The organism is Blautia sp. AF34-10 (assembly GCF_003477865.1).
GTDB lineage: Bacteria > Bacillota > Clostridia > Lachnospirales > Lachnospiraceae > Fusicatenibacter > Fusicatenibacter saccharivorans.
This window is the reverse complement of sequence record NZ_QUED01000011.1, coordinates 1-18,001: the sequence shown is the minus strand read 5'-3', so window position 1 is coordinate 18,001 and position 18,001 is coordinate 1. Positions and strand designations below refer to the sequence as shown.

16 protein-coding genes and 4 pseudogenes are annotated in these 18,001 nt (G+C 47.4%); 17 read left to right on the top strand and 3 right to left on the bottom strand.

What is annotated here, in order from left to right:
- Positions 1-317 precede the first annotated feature (317 nt).
- From DWZ60_RS08425 to DWZ60_RS08415, 4 genes are all read left to right on the top strand, one after another.
- On the top strand, positions 318-1,310 hold the full coding sequence (locus DWZ60_RS08425; RefSeq protein ID WP_118666630.1) for an energy-coupling factor ABC transporter permease: 993 nt from the start codon (positions 318-320) through the stop codon (positions 1,308-1,310).
- A 23-nt stretch (positions 1,311-1,333) separates the two neighbouring features.
- Positions 1,334-1,984: an energy-coupling factor transporter transmembrane component T family protein gene (locus DWZ60_RS08420; protein ID WP_243038262.1), complete on the top strand. Its 651-nt coding sequence runs from the start codon at positions 1,334-1,336 to the stop codon at positions 1,982-1,984.
- A complete protein-coding gene (locus DWZ60_RS18105) occupies positions 1,981-2,103 on the top strand; it encodes an energy-coupling factor transporter transmembrane protein EcfT (protein ID WP_243036315.1) in 123 nt (40 codons plus the stop codon). Before DWZ60_RS08420 ends, DWZ60_RS18105 begins: the two co-directional genes overlap by 4 nt.
- A 111-nt stretch (positions 2,104-2,214) precedes the next feature.
- The gene (locus DWZ60_RS08415) at positions 2,215-2,955 is read left to right on the top strand and encodes an energy-coupling factor ABC transporter ATP-binding protein (RefSeq protein ID WP_118750194.1); all 741 of its coding nucleotides are present in this window, start codon (positions 2,215-2,217) and stop codon (positions 2,953-2,955) included.
- Positions 2,956-3,165: 210 nt separating this feature from the next.
- Here the strand turns inward: DWZ60_RS08415 and DWZ60_RS08410 are convergent, their stop codons facing one another.
- Positions 3,166-4,506 (bottom strand): MATE family efflux transporter, encoded by a 1,341-nt coding sequence (locus DWZ60_RS08410; RefSeq protein WP_117804471.1) that lies wholly within the window; start codon positions 4,504-4,506, stop codon positions 3,166-3,168.
- A gap of 225 nt (positions 4,507-4,731) precedes the next feature.
- Between DWZ60_RS08410 and DWZ60_RS08405 the strand changes: the two genes are divergently transcribed.
- The gene (locus DWZ60_RS08405) at positions 4,732-5,154 is read left to right on the top strand and encodes a MarR family winged helix-turn-helix transcriptional regulator (RefSeq protein ID WP_119221505.1); all 423 of its coding nucleotides are present in this window, start codon (positions 4,732-4,734) and stop codon (positions 5,152-5,154) included.
- A 140-nt stretch (positions 5,155-5,294) separates the two neighbouring features.
- Positions 5,295-6,055, top strand: a pseudogene (locus DWZ60_RS08400) (sulfite exporter TauE/SafE family protein).
- 287 nt (positions 6,056-6,342) lie between these two features.
- Here DWZ60_RS08400 and DWZ60_RS08395 read toward each other — a convergent pair.
- A pseudogene (locus tag DWZ60_RS08395) lies at positions 6,343-7,088 on the bottom strand (SDR family NAD(P)-dependent oxidoreductase).
- Between the two features lie 119 nt (positions 7,089-7,207).
- On the opposite strand from DWZ60_RS08395, the pseudogene DWZ60_RS21185 reads away from it, so the two are divergent.
- Together DWZ60_RS21185 and DWZ60_RS08385 are read left to right on the top strand one after the other, a co-directional pair.
- Positions 7,208-7,756 (top strand): annotated as a pseudogene (locus DWZ60_RS21185) (MerR family transcriptional regulator); the annotation flags it as partial.
- 125 nt (positions 7,757-7,881) lie between these two features.
- Positions 7,882-8,601, top strand: coding sequence for a hypothetical protein (locus DWZ60_RS08385; RefSeq protein ID WP_243038261.1), 720 nt, complete (start codon positions 7,882-7,884; stop codon positions 8,599-8,601).
- A 7-nt stretch (positions 8,602-8,608) separates the two neighbouring features.
- On the opposite strand, the gene DWZ60_RS08380 is transcribed toward DWZ60_RS08385, so the two are convergent.
- Complete coding sequence (locus tag DWZ60_RS08380; RefSeq protein WP_119221502.1) at positions 8,609-9,754, bottom strand: substrate-binding domain-containing protein; 1,146 nt, start codon at positions 9,752-9,754, stop codon at positions 8,609-8,611.
- A gap of 289 nt (positions 9,755-10,043) precedes the next feature.
- On the opposite strand from DWZ60_RS08380, the gene DWZ60_RS18100 reads away from it, so the two are divergent.
- The 9 genes and pseudogenes from DWZ60_RS18100 to DWZ60_RS08355 all read left to right on the top strand — a co-directional run bounded on the left by DWZ60_RS18100 (position 10,044) and on the right by DWZ60_RS08355 (position 17,883).
- Positions 10,044-10,832 carry a hypothetical protein gene (locus tag DWZ60_RS18100; RefSeq protein WP_243038260.1) on the top strand — a complete coding sequence of 263 codons (789 nt, stop codon included), beginning with the start codon at positions 10,044-10,046 and terminating at the stop codon, positions 10,830-10,832.
- Positions 10,742-11,191 carry a hypothetical protein gene (locus tag DWZ60_RS18095; RefSeq protein ID WP_243038259.1) on the top strand — a complete coding sequence of 150 codons (450 nt, stop codon included), beginning with the start codon at positions 10,742-10,744 and terminating at the stop codon, positions 11,189-11,191. Before DWZ60_RS18100 ends, DWZ60_RS18095 begins: the two co-directional genes overlap by 91 nt.
- A gap of 17 nt (positions 11,192-11,208) precedes the next feature.
- Positions 11,209-11,835 (top strand): glycoside hydrolase family 38 C-terminal domain-containing protein, encoded by a 627-nt coding sequence (locus DWZ60_RS18090; protein ID WP_243038258.1) that lies wholly within the window; start codon positions 11,209-11,211, stop codon positions 11,833-11,835.
- Complete coding sequence (locus tag DWZ60_RS18085; RefSeq protein WP_243038257.1) at positions 11,808-12,791, top strand: glycoside hydrolase family 38 C-terminal domain-containing protein; 984 nt, start codon at positions 11,808-11,810, stop codon at positions 12,789-12,791. The genes DWZ60_RS18090 and DWZ60_RS18085 overlap by 28 nt, the downstream gene beginning before the upstream one ends.
- A 178-nt stretch (positions 12,792-12,969) precedes the next feature.
- Positions 12,970-13,818 (top strand): hypothetical protein, encoded by an 849-nt coding sequence (locus DWZ60_RS19690; protein WP_330422199.1) that lies wholly within the window; start codon positions 12,970-12,972, stop codon positions 13,816-13,818.
- Complete coding sequence (locus DWZ60_RS19685; protein WP_330422198.1) at positions 13,815-15,173, top strand: glycoside hydrolase family 36 protein; 1,359 nt, start codon at positions 13,815-13,817, stop codon at positions 15,171-15,173. The genes DWZ60_RS19690 and DWZ60_RS19685 overlap by 4 nt, the downstream gene beginning before the upstream one ends.
- 81 nt (positions 15,174-15,254) lie before the next feature.
- Positions 15,255-15,778: pseudogene (locus DWZ60_RS20745) on the top strand (spore maturation protein).
- Between the two features lie 141 nt (positions 15,779-15,919).
- Positions 15,920-16,852 carry a cysteine synthase A gene (gene cysK / locus DWZ60_RS08360; protein ID WP_119221501.1) on the top strand — a complete coding sequence of 311 codons (933 nt, stop codon included), beginning with the start codon at positions 15,920-15,922 and terminating at the stop codon, positions 16,850-16,852.
- A 122-nt stretch (positions 16,853-16,974) separates the two neighbouring features.
- The gene (locus DWZ60_RS08355) at positions 16,975-17,883 is read left to right on the top strand and encodes a LysR family transcriptional regulator (RefSeq protein ID WP_118699705.1); all 909 of its coding nucleotides are present in this window, start codon (positions 16,975-16,977) and stop codon (positions 17,881-17,883) included.
- Positions 17,884-18,001: the final 118 nt, after the last annotated feature.

Sequence of the window (18,001 nt, the reverse complement as noted above, 5' to 3'; positions counted from 1 at the left end):
TTTTCTATAGAAAAAACCGCGGCGACCCGATGACGTGCAGGCGGCCGCGGATCGGACAGGAATCCTGTCCTCGAGATAGTGTGTGTACGGACTCCCGACACCGGGGTATCCGTCTGTGTTGTCTATAGAATACCATATAAATGTTAAAAAGTCACCCTTTAATTTTAAACAAAATGTTCATAAAAAATCGGTAAAAGTGAACAAAAAGGATCGCGGAAAAATCTGAAAAAATAACCCCCACGGGGGCTTGCAGGACGAATTTTAGCGTAGTAAAGTAAAAAAAGAAAAAAACAGAAAACGAAAAGGAGGAGAACATTATGCATATGGCTGATGCGCTGGTTGCGCCTGCAGTGGCTGCAACAATGTATGTCTGTTCCGGCGGAGCAGCTGGTTTTTCTGTAAAAAAAGTACGCCTGGAGAGCGACCCGAAAAAGATCCCAGTGATGGGAGTGATGGGTGCGTTTGTCTTTGCGGCGCAGATGATTAACTTTACAATTCCGGGCACAGGATCGAGTGGTCATCTCTGCGGAGGGATGATGCTGACTGCATTACTCGGACCGTACGCCGCATTTTTAACAATGATCGGTGTGCTGCTGATCCAGTGTCTGCTGTTTGCGGACGGCGGTCTTCTGGCGCTTGGGTGCAACATCTGGAATATGGCGTTTTATGGGTGCTTTCTCGGCTATTTCCTGTTCTGGTGTCCGATGATGAAAAAGGGAATGTCGCGCGGAAAGATTGTAGGTGCTTCCATCCTTGGGTGCGTGGTGACGCTGCAGCTTGGTGCTTTCAGTGTGGCGCTGGAAACACTTGCATCCGGTATTACGGATCTGCCGTTTTCTGTATTTGTGGCAACAATGCAGCCGATTCATCTCGCGATTGGTCTTGTAGAAGGCCTGATTACAGCGGCCGTTCTGCTGTTCGTCTATGAAGCGCGTCCGGAGATGCTTTCGTGCAGCGAAGAAAGGGCAAAGAGCCGCTTTTCTTTCAAGAAGACAATTGCGATTTTAGGCATCGCAGCACTGGTGATCGGCGGAGCTGTTTCTCTTGCGGCATCCTCCAATCCGGATGGACTTGAGTGGTCCATGGAGCGTCTGACTGGCTCGACGGAACTGGAAAACGACGGAACCGGCGCACATGCAGCGGCGGAAGAAATTCAGGAAAAAACGGCACTTCTGCCGGACTATGGATTTAAAAATTCGGATTCCACGTTTGGAACCAGCTTTTCCGGAATTGCGGGATCCGCAGTCGTTCTTATTGTCTGTGTCGGTGCATGCTATGCATTCCGTTTCTTTAAAAAGAAAAAGTCATAAGCTGCACGGAACAGGAGAAAGAAATGAATAAACTTGGCAATGCACTATATGAAATCCATCATATGGATATGCTTGCGGCGAAGGACCAGTGGGTGAACAGGCTTCATCCACTGGTTAAACTTGTTTTAACGATTGTTTTTCTGACCGTAACCATGTCCTTTCAAAAATACGATCTGACCGGCCTGCTGCGCATGGGAATTTATCCGATTGTACTCTTTATCGTCGGCGAAATTTCATTCCGCGACAGTATCCGGCGGCTTCGGATTGTCCTGCCACTTGTCTGCTTTGTGGGGCTGTTTAATCCGATTTTTGACCGTCAGGTAATCGGGTATATTGGTACCGTTCCGCTGACAGCAGGGATGCTTTCCATGGTGACGCTGATGATTAAAGGCATTTACAGCGTACTGGCGGCGTATCTTCTGATTGCGACAACATCCATCGAGAAAATCTGTTATGCACTGCGTCTGGTTCATATCCCTGCCATTCTGGTGACACAGGTGCTGCTGACGTACCGCTATGTCACGGTGCTTCTTGAAGAGGCAAACCGTATGACCCAGGCGTATAGTCTGCGCGCGCCGAATCAGAAGGGTGTTCATTTCAAGGTATGGGGAACACTGGCCGGCAGCTGCTTCTGCGCAGCATGGACCGCGCAAATGAGGTGTATGAAAGCATGACTTTGCGTGGCTATCAGGGAGAATTTTACTATACAGCGAAGGAGCCGTGCAAAGCGAAGGACTGGCTGTATATGGGTGTGTGGCTTGTACTTTTTGCCGTACTGAAAGTAACGGGATGAAGCGCTGCGTGGGAAGACATCTATTTGCAACAAGTCGGAAGAAGTAGAAAAGCAACCTGGTGCAGTTGCCTGCACGCGGGAAGAGAAAAGAATTGTCGGGAGATATCAAAAATGAGCCATATTCACATCAATTTTGAACATGTTAATTATTCTTACGAAAAATCAGTCCCGATTCTGCAGGACATCACGTTTACTGCACACGAAAATGACAGCATCGGACTGATCGGCGCGAACGGTGTTGGAAAATCGACGCTGCTGAAACTTCTGGTGGGACTGAATCTGGACTACGAAGGCAGCATCCGTGTGGAGGAAATGCCGGTTGTAAAAGAGATGCTTCCCAAAGTGCGCGAAAAAATCGGCTATGTCTTCCAGGATTCCGACAGCCAGCTTTTCATGTCGACGGTATTTGAGGATGTTGCATTTGCTCCGCGAAATTACGGGCTGCCGGAGGAAGAGGTGGAAAAACGTGTAAACCATGCACTGAAACAGATTCACATCGAGCATCTGCGGGACAAACAAATTTACAAAATGTCGGGCGGAGAAAAAAAGATGGTATCGATCGCGACGATTCTCGCTATGACACCGGATATTATCCTGATGGACGAGCCATCGATTGCACTCGATCCCAGAAACCGCAGATCACTGATCCACATTCTGAACGATTTTGAACATCTGAAAATCATCGCATCGCACGATCTCGACATGATTCTGGAAACGTGCAGTCGCGTGATTCTGATGTCCGGCGGGTGCATTGTCTGCGATGGAGATGCAAAAGAAATTTTGACGAACCAGGAACTTCTCGAGGAAAATGGACTGGAACTGCCGTTCTGCCTGCAGAAGCCGGTGTGGTAGAAAAGGCCGAAAAAAACAAAAGAAAACAACACCCGGGGATATCTGAAATCAAAAAATCAGATATTCCCGGTTGTTGTTTTTAAAAAGAATCCGAAGGTCGAATCGGGATTCGGATTTCTGTTACAAATTTTTCTGGATCGCTTGTCATTCCGTTGTCAATTAAGGTGATTTCCTGCGATCGTCTGTCATAAAGATATCTCCAAAGAAAATTTATACAGCAGTACGAATCGGTTTCTTCTTTAAGTACCGGAACACCAGCAGGCAGAGGATAATAGAGGTCAGAGATCCACATGCCGTTGTAATGCCCATCGGGAACAGCGTGTCCGGGAACCAGATGGAAGTCAGATACACACCGGGGATTCTAACAAGCAGAATGGCAATGATATTGTGCAGGAAGGAAAATTCCGACCGTCCGCAGGCACAGAAATAGCCGCTGAAGGTGAAGTGGACTCCAGCAAAAATGCAGTCCCAGATATAACCGCGGATATACTGACCGCCGAGGCGTGCAACCTCCGCATCTGTTGTGAAAAGACCGACCACAGGAACGGAAATAAACTGAATCGTAATAGCGACGATCAGTCCGAAAACGACAGCAATCAGTGCAGCACACCACATGGTCTGTTCGGCACGCTTCTGCTTTCCAGCACCGATGTTCTGCGCGCCGAGCGCCGAAACAGTGGAAAGCATGGAAGATGGAATCAGGAACAGGAAGCTGATGATTTTCTCTACAATACCGACTGCAGCCGCTGCTTCCAGACCGCGCCGGTTAGCGATGATGGTAATGATGATAAAGGCGATCTGAATAAAACCATCCTGCAGGGCGATCGGAACACCGATTTTAAGAATCTGTCCCATCACAGCTGTCTGAGGGGAGAGATCCGACCGGGTAAGACGGATGCCGGTATCACGTTTGCGGATCGCAATCAGTGCCAGAATGACGCTGAGTGTCTGGGAAAGCGTGGTTCCAAGCGCGGCACCGGATGGACCAAGATGCAGGGCGCCCATAAAGAGATAGTCGAGTGCGATATTGGCCGCACATGCGACTGCGATGAAGTACATCGGGCTTTTCGAATCACCAAGTCCACGGAAGATGGAACTGATGATATTATACGCGGTGATGAATGGAATACCAATGAAACAGATCGTCAGATAAGCGACGGTGCCGGAAACGGCTTCGGATGGTGTGGACATCACAAGTACGATCGGCTTTACCAGAAGAAGCAGGATTACCATCAGCACGACGGAAACACCGAGAAATAAAGTGATGGTATTTCCTGTGCAGCGTGATGCCTGCTTTTTATCTTTTGCGCCGACGGCCTGCGCGATGCTGACAGTCGTTCCCATGGCAAGTCCCACGATGATAACGGTAATCATATGCATAACCTGACTGCCGATGGAAACGGCTGTTGTACCGGCCGCACCGTCAAACTGACCGATGATGAAAAGATCTGCCATGCCGTAGAGCGTCTGCAGAAAATACGATAAGAGATAAGGCAGCGAAAAATAGAAAATATTTTTCCAGATACTGCCGGTTGTTAAGTTTCGTTCCATGATAGGGAAACCTCCTGTTGTAGAATGTTACGATTATAGTAAACCCTACAATAATTATAGAGTCAAGAATATAATTTTCTGCACTTTATAAAAATACTTTAGATTTATAAGTTCGAACGTTTTCCGTGTGCACTCCTTGACAAATGTTCAAAAAAGAACTATTATACAAAAAAGTTCAAAATAGAACAAATAAGAATATCAAGTTAAAAAAGAAGGTGAAAAAGTATGTTTGATGAACAATGGCAATTTGCAGTGGAGGTAGAACAAAAATACAACCAGTACCGAAAAAAGGTCATGGTGCGTTATGATCTGTCAGCTGCGGAAGTGGATGTTCTGCTGTTTCTTGCGAATAACAGCCAGTTTGATCTTGCAGTGGATATTGTGCGTGTGCGGAAAATGCAGAAATCGCATGTTTCACTGGCAGTGAACAAGCTGTGTGAAAAAGGATACATTCAAAAAGAAACAGATGCGGCGGATCGCAAGAAAGTGCATTTGAAGCTAGAAGAAAGTGCATCAGAAATTATCCGCTTTGGACAGGATTGCCAGAGAGCGTTTGGAGAATCGTTGTTTTCCGGAATTTCCAGAGAAGACAGGGAAGAATTTCTCAGATTATGCGAGCTGATTCGGAGGAACGTGACGGAAAAATAAAAACGCTGAAAGCCAGAGAGAAGAACATAATAGAAAAATAAGACAAAACAAAAACAGAAAGAGGAGGAAAACAGTCATCTGCCCCTAAATGGCAAAGTACAGGAAAAGTGCAACGGATCTAAGCGGATGACAGAAAAACTATGACAATAACACAACTTATCGTATGTATTGTGGCTGGTCTTGGCGCCGGCCTTGGCACGGGACTTGCGGGACTCTCCGCAGCGGCCGTTGTTTCACCGATGCTGATTACCTTTTTACACATGCCGGCTTATCAGGCGATTGGCATTGCGCTGGCATCGGATGTGCTGGCATCAGGAGTAAGTGCCTGGACTTATAAAAAGAATAAAAACATTGATATCCGCCACGGTGTGATTATGCTGATATCTGTTCTGATTTTTACACTGGTCGGCAGCTTCGTATCTTCGCTTGTGCCAAATGGAACCATGGGCGGATTTTCGAAAGTGATGACACTGTTTGTCGGACTGAAATTTATCATCCGTCCGATCATGACGACGAAAGAAGTACAGGCAAACAAATCAGAAAAACAGAAAATCCAGCAGTCGATTCTCTGCGGTGTTGTGATTGGATTTATCTGTGGATTTGTCGGAGCAGGCGGTGGCATGATGCTGCTTCTGGTGCTGACAAGCGTGCTCGGATATGAACTGAAAACAGCAGTTGGAACGAGCGTCTTTATTATGACCTTTACAGCTCTGACCGGTGCAATCTCTCATTTTTATATCGGCGCGCGCCGGACATTCCAATTCTGATTGCCTGTGTCATCAGTACCCTGGTCTTTGCACAGATTGGAGCGAAATGGGCCAACGGGGCAAATGTGAAAATGCTGAACCGCATGACGGGAATTTTGCTCTGTGCGCTGGGAGTGGTGATGCTGTTTTTCTAACTACGTCGACTGACACTTTAGAAGTTTTCAAATATGATTTAACCAAATCAAGGAAGTCCCTTGCTTCCATGGTGAAAAACAATAAGCAGCGAATCGGATTGAGAATATCTGCTGCTATATAGGAAAAAATCCTGTGGGACATGAACTGCCTCCCAATCTTCAAAATGGAAAGCGGAAGATTGAGAGATAGTTTAACGTCTTGCAGGATTTTTTCTATCATAAAACTATAGATTTTACGCAGATAACCTCAAAATCAGAAAATGGTGTACAACTGGATGAAAAATAAATCAGGATCTCATCGCACCATCCACGGAAAGAATTTCTCCGGTTACATACGAAGCCATATCGCTTGCCAGGAAGAGGAATGCGTTTGCAATGTCGTCTGCCTCACCAATTCTTCGAAGAGGAATGCGGTTGATGAGTGGATCAATCATTTCTTTTGGAAGTGCGGCAACCATATCGGTACGGGTGATGCCAGGTGCAACCGCGTTTACACGGATATGGAAAGGACCAAGTTCCCGTGCGAGGGACCAGGTCAGACCGTTGACCGCATATTTACTGGATGGATAGGCAACGCCGCCCGGCTGGCCGCAGATGCTGACCATTGAGCTGGTATTTAAAATACAGCCGCCGCCCTGTTCTTTCATAATAGCAACGGTTGGAAGGATGCCGTTCATCATGGCGTTGACATTTAGATCCATGACACTGGCAAAGCGCTCTGCGGTATACTTGTCAATTGGCGTACTGTCTGAGACACCGGCGTTGTTCACAAGAATATCGATTTTGCCGTATTTTTCTTTGACTTTGTTGATCTCATCTACCATGCAGCTGCATCGGTCAGCTTTGGCCATGCACCGGAAACTTCCCAGTCCGGGTTTTCTTCTTTTAAAGATGCAACCGCTTTTGCAACGGTCTCTTCCCGGGATCCGAACAGGACGACTTTCGCGCCGTTCTGCAGAAATTTGTGCACAATGGCATAGCCGATTCCTCTGGTTCCGCCGGTAACAATTGCAACTTTATCTTTTAACATCATACCATTCACCCGATCCCGTTTTTTCGTATCAATGAAAACTGATTATGCAGGCTGTAGTTTTTATTTTTTTAACGATTCGGAGAAAAATGAATTTTGCATGAAAAATCATTTGACTCTGAATGACGATTCGTTTTGGAGAATACAAAAAACGGGATATTTCCTTTCTCTTAAATTTTGTTGCAAATCTTTTCCTTTATTATACGGGATATCGTTGGTGGACAGTCAATGCAAATTTTTTCAGAAATAAACAGCATTCTTTTCTCAAAAGCAGAAGATTTCTATGGAAAAAGAGAATTGTTACGTGGCTTTTTGAGGGAAAACAGGATATAATAGGAAACAAAAGTATACACCAGGTGTATGCTTTTATAAAATCAAAACGAAAAAAGCGGAAAAACAGAAAGAAAAAGAGTGAAAAAAAAGAGAAACAGTCAGAATGCGGGGGAATGACTGGACAAAAGGAAAAACGGGGTGCAACAATGAGAATTCAGGAAGTAATCAAAAAAACAGGATTGTCTAGGAGGACGGTTTATTATTATATCGATCAGAAGATGATCTCGCCTGTTGTTGATGAACATAACGGTTACCATGATTTTTCAGAAGCAGATATTCAAAAACTTTTTATCATCCGCAAGCTGCGCGAGGCAGGACTTTCACTGGCGGATATCCGCGCGATTCTTCACAAGCCGCGCACAACACCATTTTATCTGCATAAACAGCTGAATGCACTCCAGTCGCAGATGCTTACCATTCAGCAGACGATCAGCGAAATGGATCGTCTGAGCGGACAGCTCCTGTGTGCCAGTCGCTTGAACAGCTTGCGGGGATGCTTGCAGATACCGATTTTTGCCCGGAGGATCCTACCCGGAATCAGATGGAATCCCGGGATGCCCGGCTGCTGGCACAGTATTTGTGGATGGCATATCTGGATACGCCGGTTACGGAATATCAGCAGTTTTTGTGGCAGAAAATCACACAGCATACGATTGAGCACGCAGGTACGGATTTGAAAATGATGTCCCGTTATTTACAGTACATTTCTCCGGAGCAGATTGATGCGACGAATATCAACCAGTATCTGCGCAATCAGAAAATTATCTCTCTGACGGAGGAAGATTATCCGGGTTTTATGGAAGAGCTGAAAGTTTCTTTGCTTGCGTTTGCGGTAGATCCAGTACAGCAGGAAAAATGGCGTCTTTTTTATCAGCCGGTGATCCATCCGACGGCGTTGTTCTGTGTATCCGTGAGCGGATGGATGCGGGAATTTCATCCGGCATACCGCCGCTATTATGAAAACACGCACACCTGCTGCCGGATGCTGAAAGATTTTATGGACAGTGATGAGGGAGCAGCGCTGAATGCGACACTGCGGGAGGCATTCCAGGGAAATTGTGATGTGCGTACAGGATATTACGGAGAACTGGAAGTGGCGGCAACATTCCATAAAAGTATTTATGCATTGCTGCCGCCAGAGAAGATCCGAAAATTTCTGGAAGAAAATTCAGATGAAAAATGATCTGGTTTTAGGATTCTGTTTTTATCATTCGAAGCGAGGATGCCCGGGGAACAAGTGTCACCGGCAGCACAATTTTTTCCGGTTCCGCCGCAGGGTTTTCCAGTGCGGAAAGGAGAATCCGGCTGGCTTCCCGTCCGATGCTTTCAAAGTCCTGATGAATAGAGGTAATTTCAAGACTCCGGCTGAGACTCGTGTCATCAAAACCACAGAGGCAGAGATCTTCCGGAGTCCTAAGGCCAATGGTACGGCAGGCGAGAAAGATGAGTTCGGCAACCTGATCATTTTCTGCGAGAAGTGCAGTAATTCCATTTTGCCGCAGGGTAAGGAGCTGCTGTTGAAAAGGTGTGATTTCTGTTGAAAGGGCATCTTCTGTAGAAAGTGCATGTGGCCAGGTGATAAGCTGCCGGGAATCGGGCATGATTCCGGCGGCTTTTATTTCGTGCAAAAATCCGCCGAAACGATCACGGACCGACGAGGTTTCGGAAAGGGGAGCTGTTGTGAAAAAGGCGATGTTGCGATGCCCCTGTTCCAGGAGGTGACGGGTGAGCTGCCGTCCGCCATCGTAATTGTCGCAGACAACATCGTTTAAATACGGACAGTCGGTCTGCTTGTCGATGATGACAACCGGGCGGTTTGCAAACAGGAAATCGTTTAACTGTTCCAGGTGGATATTGTCACGCTTGGGATAGTAGACAAGTCCGGCGATATTCTGAGAACGGAGCAGTTCCAGTGTGGCACGTTCCTTCGGAGAGGAAGAGCCGGTGATATGAATGCTTAAAAAGTATCCTTTTTCCGCCAGCGCGGCACTTAAGGAACCAATCGTTTCCGAAATGTTTCCCTGTGTTGTGGCAAAGGGAAGCAGCAGGGAAACCATTTTTGATTTGCTGTCGGTTTCTGATGCGGAGGAGGAAACCGGTGGGATTTTCTGCGAGACAAAGCTTCCAACGCCGCGTTTTCGATACAGAATTCCCTGCTGTTCCAGATCTTCAATCGCCCGCTTTGCTGTGATGCGGCTTACCTCATATTGCTCCGAGAGCATTTTTTCCGTGCAGAACACGGCATCGGAAGAAAACTGTCCGGTGCGGATGCGCTCTAAAAGAGCTTCTTTGATGATTTCATATTTGGGTTTCGTTATTCTTTTATTTCTATCCATGTCTGTAAAATTCCTCAAATAGTATGATTGGTGACAACTGTATTTGTAAAAGTGTGATATCGACTTGCTTTGTATTATAATCTCGGGAAAAAGATAAGTCAAACTAAAAATGATATATCAAATAAAAAGAAAATGATATAAAATCATGGAAAAACGTAGAAATACTTGACAGAAGCATTGCGTTTTTTATGATATGATATATCAAATCAACACGGCAATACAGGAACAAGACTTAAATAGAAAGAGTTTTAAGTTTGAAAATCATTTTTATAACAGGAGGAAACACATCATGAAAACAACTGTTCATATTATTTCCCATTCCCACTGGGACAGAGAGTGGTATCAGTCTTTTGAAAAACACAGAATGAAACTGATTGAGCTGGTAGACAATATTTTGGAAAAAGCAGAGAACGATCCGGAATTTGGCGGATTTTTCCTGGATGGACAGACGATTGCCCTGGACGATTACCTGGAAGTGCGCCCGGAAAAACGCGAGCAGGTGGAAAAATGCGTCCGTGAAGGAAAAATCCAGACTGGCCCGTGGTACATTCTGCAGGATGAGTTTCTGACCAGCGGTGAGGCATGTGTCCGCAATCTTCAGGTCGGCATGCAGGAAGCAGCGCGTTACGGAGCGATCGGAAATGTCGGTTATTTCCCGGATGCATTCGGAAATGCGGGACAGATGCCGCAGGTGCTGAAGCAGGCGGGCATGGATGCGGTTGTGTTCGGACGCGGCGTAAAACCGATCGGACCGAATAATGAGGTAACCGGAGGACAGTATGAGTCCACGTATTCCGAAATGATGTGGGCATCCCCGGACGGAACGAAACTGCCGGGTATTCTGTTTGCAAACTGGTATAACAACGGAGTGGAGGTTCCGGTGGATGAGGCAGAAGCAAAAGTTTACTGGGACAAAAAACTGGCCGATGCGAGAAGATTTGCGGCAACACATCAGCTTCTGATGATGAACGGATGCGACCATCAGCATTGCAGAAGGACATTACCGAGGCAATCCGTGTCGCACGGAAACTGTACCCGGACATTGAATTTATTCATTCGGATTTCAAAACCTATGTAAAGGCAATGGAAAAAGAAATTTCCGAGAATTTCTCTACGGTAAAGGGCGAGCTGACAAGCCAGGAAACAGACGGAAGATGGACCCTGGCAAACACCGCTTCTTCCTGGATGGGACTGAAAGTGGACAACCGTGCAGGCGAAACAGCGCTGGAGCGGAAAGCAGAACCGGCGGCAGCCATGGCAGAGGTGCTTGGCAAAGCATACCCGGAAGACCAGATGATTTACAGCTGGAAAAAGCTGATGCAGAATCATCCGCATGACAGCATCTGCGGCTGCAGCGTCGATGAAGTAAATGAAGAAATGAAAACCCGCTTTGCGAAGAGCAGACAGGTGCGGATGCGATTTACGATGAGAGTGTAGAATATCTGACCGATCAGGTGAATACCGCGGCACTTCCTGGAAACAGCGAAAAGATTCCGTTCGTTGTATGGAATACTTCTGGTACCGCGAAAAAACAGGTCATTGCAAAAGAACTGCACCTGTTCCGCGATTACAATCTGTTTGTATGGGATGGTTATGAGGCGGCGGAGGCGGTAGAAATGCCAAATCTGGTGCTTCGCGATGCAAACGGAAATGCAGTTCCGGCAAAAATCGAAAATGCAGGAATTTCCTTCGGATATGATCTGCCGGATGACCGGTTCCGTCAGCCATATATGGCAAAGAAGGTGCTGGTAACGTTTGAGGCAGAAGTTCCGGCGATGGGATATGCAACATATTATCTGGAGCAGGCAGAGCCGGATCAGAACCAGGAAACCTCTGCAGATTTTTCGAATGAGCGCGTTCTGGAAAATGAAAACCTGAAAGTTACGGTCAATGAGGACGGTTCCTACCAGATTTTGAATAAGGAAACCGGAAGAACGTATGAAAATCTGGGATTCTATGAAGATACCGGAGATATGGGAAATGAATATATTTATATTCAGGACTCTGGAAAACAGACAGTCACAACGAAAGGCATGAAGCTGAGATTCGCTGTGTGGAGAAAAATGCATTCCGCACGGTAGTTGAGATCTGTCACGAAATGATGATTCCGTCCGGTATGGGAGAGGAACTGCAGAGACAGCGTGAGATGTGTATTGACCCATATACGCGTGTGGCAAACCGTTCGAAGGAACTGGTTCCGATGGAAGTAAAGACGGTTCTGACACTGGAAAAATCGGGAAAAGGCCTGCACGTTGCAACGACAATCTGCAATCAGGCAAAGGATCACAGAGTCCGCGTTGTAATGCCGACGGGTCTGAATACGTCTACGCATCTGGCAGATTCTGCCTTTGAGGTTGTAAAGAGAAATAACCGTCATAATGATACCTGGACGAATCCCTGCGGATGTGAAAGACAGCAGTGTTTTGCTGCAATGGAAGATGAGACAAATGGTCTTCTTGTGGCAAACCGCGGATTGTATGAATATGAGGTTCTGGCGGATGAGGAGAATGCGATTGCGGTAACGCTGCTTCGCTCCGTTGCGGAGATGGGTGACTGGGGTTATTTCCCGACGCCAAAGGCGCAGCAGATCGGAACGTTTACCCTGGAGTTTGAAGTTGTGCCGTATGCAGCCGGTAAGACGGGCGAGGCATTTACCGAGGGTTACGCATTCCAGCAGGATCTGACAGCAGCACAGGCCGGTCTTTCGAAAGCATGGCTCAGAAAGCCGGGTCAGGTAAAACCGGAACTCGTATCGGGCGAGATGCCGCTGGAAATGAGCTTCCTCCGCTTTGAAGGGGAAGGAATTCATCTGACGGCGTTTAAGAAGGGACTTGCAAAGGACGATCTGTTTGTGCGGTTTGTGAACAATATGCCGCAGGATGAGGTGCTTTCCTTCCGAAAGGAGAGCTGGATGAAAGAGGTTTACCGCAGTAATGTAGTGGAAGAGAAGGGTGAGGTACTTTGCCCGGATGAGAACGGGGTGTATCATGTGACACTCCGGGAGTTTGAGATTGCGACGTTTGGGGTTGTGAAATAACGGCTGGCGCGTGAGATAGGAGTGAGAACGGGAGGAAAGTCTGGATCCGCCTGAAGGGCGGATCGGCGCAAGATGGTTGAAAAGAATAGGATGGAAAAAGCAAGAATGTGCTGGACTTTAGAGGGGACAAGTTATATGCTGGAAATATGAGAAAAATTTCCAAAGGAGGGTTTTTAAGATGCAGAAATGGACGAGCAGGATTGAGACCCCGATCAAGGCGGAGCTGATTTGTTATGATGTGAATGGAATTCATATTGTGTTTGGGGTGACGGAAGAGAATCAGCTGAAGCTGTTTCATTTTTCACATGCACCGTTTGACGCGGAGAATCTTTGCCGGAAGCCGGATGGAGTGTGGATGATGGAAGGAATGCGGGAAGCTCAGATTAAGGAGAGCTTCCAGCTGGTGCAGGTGAATTTTTCGGGGTATAACCGGCCGTATGAGAAGCATGGAAATAAGTATATTGTGACGGCTCCGGGATTTATGTTGAAGTTTGATTCCATTTCCGAGGAGAGAAATGGGAAGGGTGATGTGCTTCGGATTGTGCAGTCGGATGATGTGACGGGCGCGAAGGTGGAGTCTGTGATGCAGTTTTTTGATGGGATTCCGGTTGCGAGAATGTACAATACAGTGACGAACGAAGGAAAGGAAGACCAGACACTGGAGTACATTTCGAGTTTTAGTTACTGGGGTATTGAGAAGGAACAGAAAGAGGGAATTCCAGAGCTTGTCAGCTCGGATGACAAGATGTCGATGGTTGTGGTTCACAATGGATGGCAGAAGGAGCTGACGGTGAAGAAGTACCGGTTTGCAGATCTTGGCATGGCGCAGACGCAGCCGCATAATTATCAGAGAACTTCGAAGACGATTGAGATTACGAATACGGGCAACTGGTCGGCGAAGGAATATGTGCCGATGGGATATATTGGAAACAGTGCGGCAGATTCGAGTCTGTTTTTTGAGATTGACACAGTGGTTCCTGGCATTATGAGATCGGAGATCAGAACTGCCATTTTTATCTGGCGGTGAGCGGTCCGACAGAGATTCAGTCACACTGGTCGAAGAACCTGAAGCCGGGAGATTCCTTTACAACGGTTCCGGTGGCTGTCGGCGTAGGTCATGATGATTTCGAGGAAGCGATTGGTACTTTGACGAAGTACCGCAGAAAGATCCGCCGTCCGAACAAAGATAATGAAAATCTGCCGGTTATTTTCAATGATTATATGAATTGTCTGTTTGGAGATCCGACCACAGAAAAAGAGTTCCCGCTGGTGGATGCGGCAGAGAAGGCCGGATGTGAGTATTTTGTCATTGATGCCGGCTGGTATGCGGACGGCAACTGGTGGGACAGTGTCGGTGAGTGGCAGGAGAGTAAAAAGCGCTTTCCGAATGGAGTGCGTGAGGTGACGGATTATATTCGTTCGAAGGGCATGATTCCTGGTGTCTGGCTGGAGCTGGAGGTTATGGGTATCAACTGTAAGAAGGCTTCCATTCTGCCGGATGAGTGCTTCTTCCTGCGCCACGGCAAGCGTGTGTATGACAGAAGCCGTTATCAGCTGGATTTCCGTCATCCGCTTGTGATTGAGCATGTGACCGAAGTCATCGACCGTGTGGTACGGGACTACGGTGTCGGCTATATCAAGATGGACTACAATATTGAGCCTGGTATTGGTACGGAAGTGGATGCAGACAGTTTTGGAGACGGTCTTCTGGAGCATGAGAGAGCGTATCTGGCATGGCTGGATGGCATCTACAAAAAGTATCCGGATCTTGTCATTGAGAACTGCTCGAGCGGCGGTCTTCGGATGGACTATGCGATGCTGGCGCGAAACAGCATTCAGTCGACGAGCGATCAGGAGGATTACCGCAATTATGCGACGATTTCGGCGAATGCAGCCATCGGCGTGACGCCGGAGCAGGCGGCGATCTGGTCATATCCGCTGCGGGACGGCACAAAAGAGGAAGTTATTTTCAATATGGTCAATGCGCTGCTGCTTCGTATTCACCAAAGCGGTCATCTCGCAGAAATTTCGCCGGAGCGGTTTGAACTTGTAAAAGAGGGAATTGACTGCTACAAAGAGATCCGCAGCGGCATCAAGGACGGCGTTCCGTTCTGGCCGATGGGATGGGCAGACAATGAAGAAAAACACCTCGCAGCCGGAATCCGTGTGCCGGGAGATGTAATTTATCTTGGTGTGTGGAGACGCGGCGGAGAGGCCGGTTTTGAGGTTCCGCTTGACCGTGCATTCCCGGGAAAAGAGCTGGAAGTAAGCTGCATTTACCCGAAGCCTGCGGCGATGTGTTCCATTACGATGACTACAGCAAGACGCTGCAGATTCACTTCCCGGAGACGTATATGGCGCGTCTGTTTCAGATTAAAGTGAAATAAAGTTACATAAATCCCCGCCCGCGGAATAAATTGTATCGGAGTGTATCTGATAGGATTTTTCTGGGGAGGGGATTTTTTGCGTTTTCTTTCGGCGCTTTCAGATCTGATGGTTCCCGTGCTGATTTTTTATGTGGTCGGACTGGGGCTTTTGATGAAACAGGATGTGTTCGGCGATTTTCTGAACGGGGCGAAGGACGGCATGCGGACGGTGATCGGAATTGTGCCGACCTTAATCGGGCTGATGGCGGCGGTCGGCGTGCTGCGGTCATCGGGATTTCTGGAGGAATTTGGAAAACTGCTCGGAACGGTGCTGGAACCGGCGGGGATTCCATCTGCCTGGTGCCGCTTGGCATTGTGCGTCTCTTTTCCAACAGTGCGGCGGTGAGTTTGCTGCTGGATCTCTACAAAGAGGCGGGGTGTGATTCCTTCGCCGGACGGGCGGCTTCGATTATGATGTCGTGCACGGAGACGGTTTTTTATACGATGGCGGTCTATTTCGGAGCGGTCCACATCAAAAAAACGCGGTACACACTGGCGGGTGCATTGTTCTCTTCCCTGGTCGGAATGGCGGTCAGTATTGCGCTTGCAGGTCTGCTCTAACCATCTTTTCTGATCATATCAGTGAAATGTGTTGACATTTTAAAACGATTGGAATAAGATGGAAACAACTTAAAACATACAAACTCAATAGGAAATAGGGAAATAGAGAAAAAGCGAGCAAAAGTAAGGAGGAAATCAACGATGGCAAAGGTATATGACAGCATTCTGGATCTTGTAGGAAAAACTCCGCTGGTAGAACTGAAACGAATTGAAGAAAAAGAAGGACTGCAGGCGAAACTGATCGCAAAAGTAGAATCCTTCAATCCGGCAGGAAGCGTCAAAGACCGTATTGCAAAAGCGATGATTGAGGATGCTGAAGCAAAAGGTCTCTTAAAAGAAGGTTCCGTTATCATCGAGCCGACTTCCGGAAACACCGGAATCGGACTGGCAGCGGCAGCTACCGTAAAAGGGTATCGTATGATCCTTACGATGCCGGAAACCATGAGCGTAGAGCGCCGCAACATTGTAAAGGCATACGGCGCAGAGGTTGTTCTGACGGACGGAACAAAGGGTATGAAGGGTGCGATCGAGAAAGCCGATGAGCTTGCAAAAGAGATTCCGAACAGCTTCATCGCAGGCCAGTTCGTGAACCCGGCAAACCCGGCAACCCACAAAAAGACAACAGGTCCGGAGATCTGGGAAGATACCGATGGAGAGGTTGACATCTTCGTTGCTGGTGTCGGCACTGGCGGAACGATCACCGGAACGGGTGAGTATTTAAAAGAGAAAAAACCGGAAGTAAAAATTGTAGCAGTAGAGCCGGCATCCTCACCGGTACTGTCTGAGGGTGTTTCCGGACCGCATAAAATCCAGGGAATCGGCGCAGGTTTCGTGCCGGAGACTCTGAATACCAGCATTTACGATGAAATCATCAAGGTAGAAAATGAGGATGCTTTCGAGACCGGAAAATATCTGGCAGCCGAGGAAGCGATTCTCACAGGAATTTCCTCCGGAGCAGCTCTGTATGCAGCAATCCAGCTTGCAAAACGAGAGGAAAATAAAGGCAAAACCATCGTTGTGCTCCTGCCGGATAACGGAGACAGATACTATTCCACAGCCCTGTTTGCCAAATAAAAGGGAACAGCTTCAGATTTTAAAATAATAGATATCAGCGAACACTGCCATCCGCGGCATTTTCTCTCCACCGCGAATGGCAGTTTCGCATATTAATTTATACCAGAAAGGGAACTTTACTTATGACACTACAACAGCTTCGCTACGTAATTCAGGCCGCAGACTCCAGATCCATGAATGAGGCGGCAAAGGCACTCTATATTTCACAGCCGAGTCTCTCTGAAGCAATCAAGGAGCTGGAAAAAGAGATCGGAATTGAGCTGTTCAAGCGCAGCAGCCACGGAACAGTACTGACCCCGGAGGGAGAGGAGTTTCTGGGTTACGCACGTCAGGTCACAGACCAGTATCAGCTTCTCGAAAATCGCTATATTTATCGCACCAAGGGAAAGAAAAAATTCAGCGTGTCGATGCAGCATTACAGTTTTGCCGTAAAGGCGTTTGTGGAGCTAGTGAAGCAGTTTGGTATGGATGAGTACGAGTTTGCGGTTTATGAGACGAGAACGTACGATGTGCTGATGGATGTAAAAAACTTCAAGAGTGAGCTTGGGATTTTGTATCGGAATGACTTTAATGCGAAGGTGCTGAACAAGCTGCTGAAGGATAATAACCTCGAGTTTCACGACCTGTTTTCCTGTGGAACATACGTCTATCTATGGAAAGATCATCCGCTTGCAGATCAGGCGGAGATCACCATGGAGGAGCTGAAGGAATATCCGTGCCTGTCATTTGATCAGGGAAGCAATAATTCGTTCTTCCTGGCAGAGGAAGTGCTTTCGACGTATGAATATAAGAGAATCATTAAGGCAAATGACCGTGCGACCATGCTGAATCTGATGGTCGGACTGAATGGTTATACGCTTTGCTCCGGCATTATCTGTGAGGAATTAAACGGCAGTGACTACCGCGCTGTGCCGCTTCACGCGGAGGAAAACATGATGATCGGTTATATTTCCAGGAAGGGTATGTCGATCAGCGCACTGGGACAGCAGTATTTGGAAGAAATTCGGAAATATAAGGAGCTTGTGCTGTAAAAAAGGAGAAACAAGAAGACTTTAACCGAATCAAGTAAGTCCCCTGCTTCCATTGCGAAAAGCAATAAGCAGTGGGTGGGGACTTGCTTGTATCAGGAGTGGTACAAGCCCACTCCTG

Excerpts from the sequence above, each read along its gene's own strand:
- DWZ60_RS08380 (WP_119221502.1), bottom strand. The coding sequence starts at position 9,754 with ATGGATAGAAATAAAAGAATAACGAAACCCAAATATGAAATCATCAAA.
- DWZ60_RS08355 (WP_118699705.1), top strand. The coding sequence starts at position 16,975 with ATGACACTACAACAGCTTCGCTACGTAATTCAGGCCGCAGACTCCAGA.
- DWZ60_RS08405 (WP_119221505.1), top strand. The coding sequence starts at position 4,732 with ATGTTTGATGAACAATGGCAATTTGCAGTGGAGGTAGAACAAAAATAC.
- DWZ60_RS19690 (WP_330422199.1), top strand. The coding sequence starts at position 12,970 with ATGCAGAAATGGACGAGCAGGATTGAGACCCCGATCAAGGCGGAGCTG.
- DWZ60_RS08425 (WP_118666630.1), top strand. The coding sequence starts at position 318 with ATGCATATGGCTGATGCGCTGGTTGCGCCTGCAGTGGCTGCAACAATG.
- DWZ60_RS08420 (WP_243038262.1), top strand. The coding sequence starts at position 1,334 with ATGAATAAACTTGGCAATGCACTATATGAAATCCATCATATGGATATG.
- cysK (WP_119221501.1), top strand. The coding sequence starts at position 15,920 with ATGGCAAAGGTATATGACAGCATTCTGGATCTTGTAGGAAAAACTCCG.
- DWZ60_RS08410 (WP_117804471.1), bottom strand. The coding sequence starts at position 4,506 with ATGGAACGAAACTTAACAACCGGCAGTATCTGGAAAAATATTTTCTAT.
- DWZ60_RS18105 (WP_243036315.1), top strand. The coding sequence starts at position 1,981 with ATGACTTTGCGTGGCTATCAGGGAGAATTTTACTATACAGCGAAGGAG.
- DWZ60_RS18100 (WP_243038260.1), top strand. The coding sequence starts at position 10,044 with ATGAAAACAACTGTTCATATTATTTCCCATTCCCACTGGGACAGAGAG.
- DWZ60_RS08415 (WP_118750194.1), top strand. The coding sequence starts at position 2,215 with ATGAGCCATATTCACATCAATTTTGAACATGTTAATTATTCTTACGAA.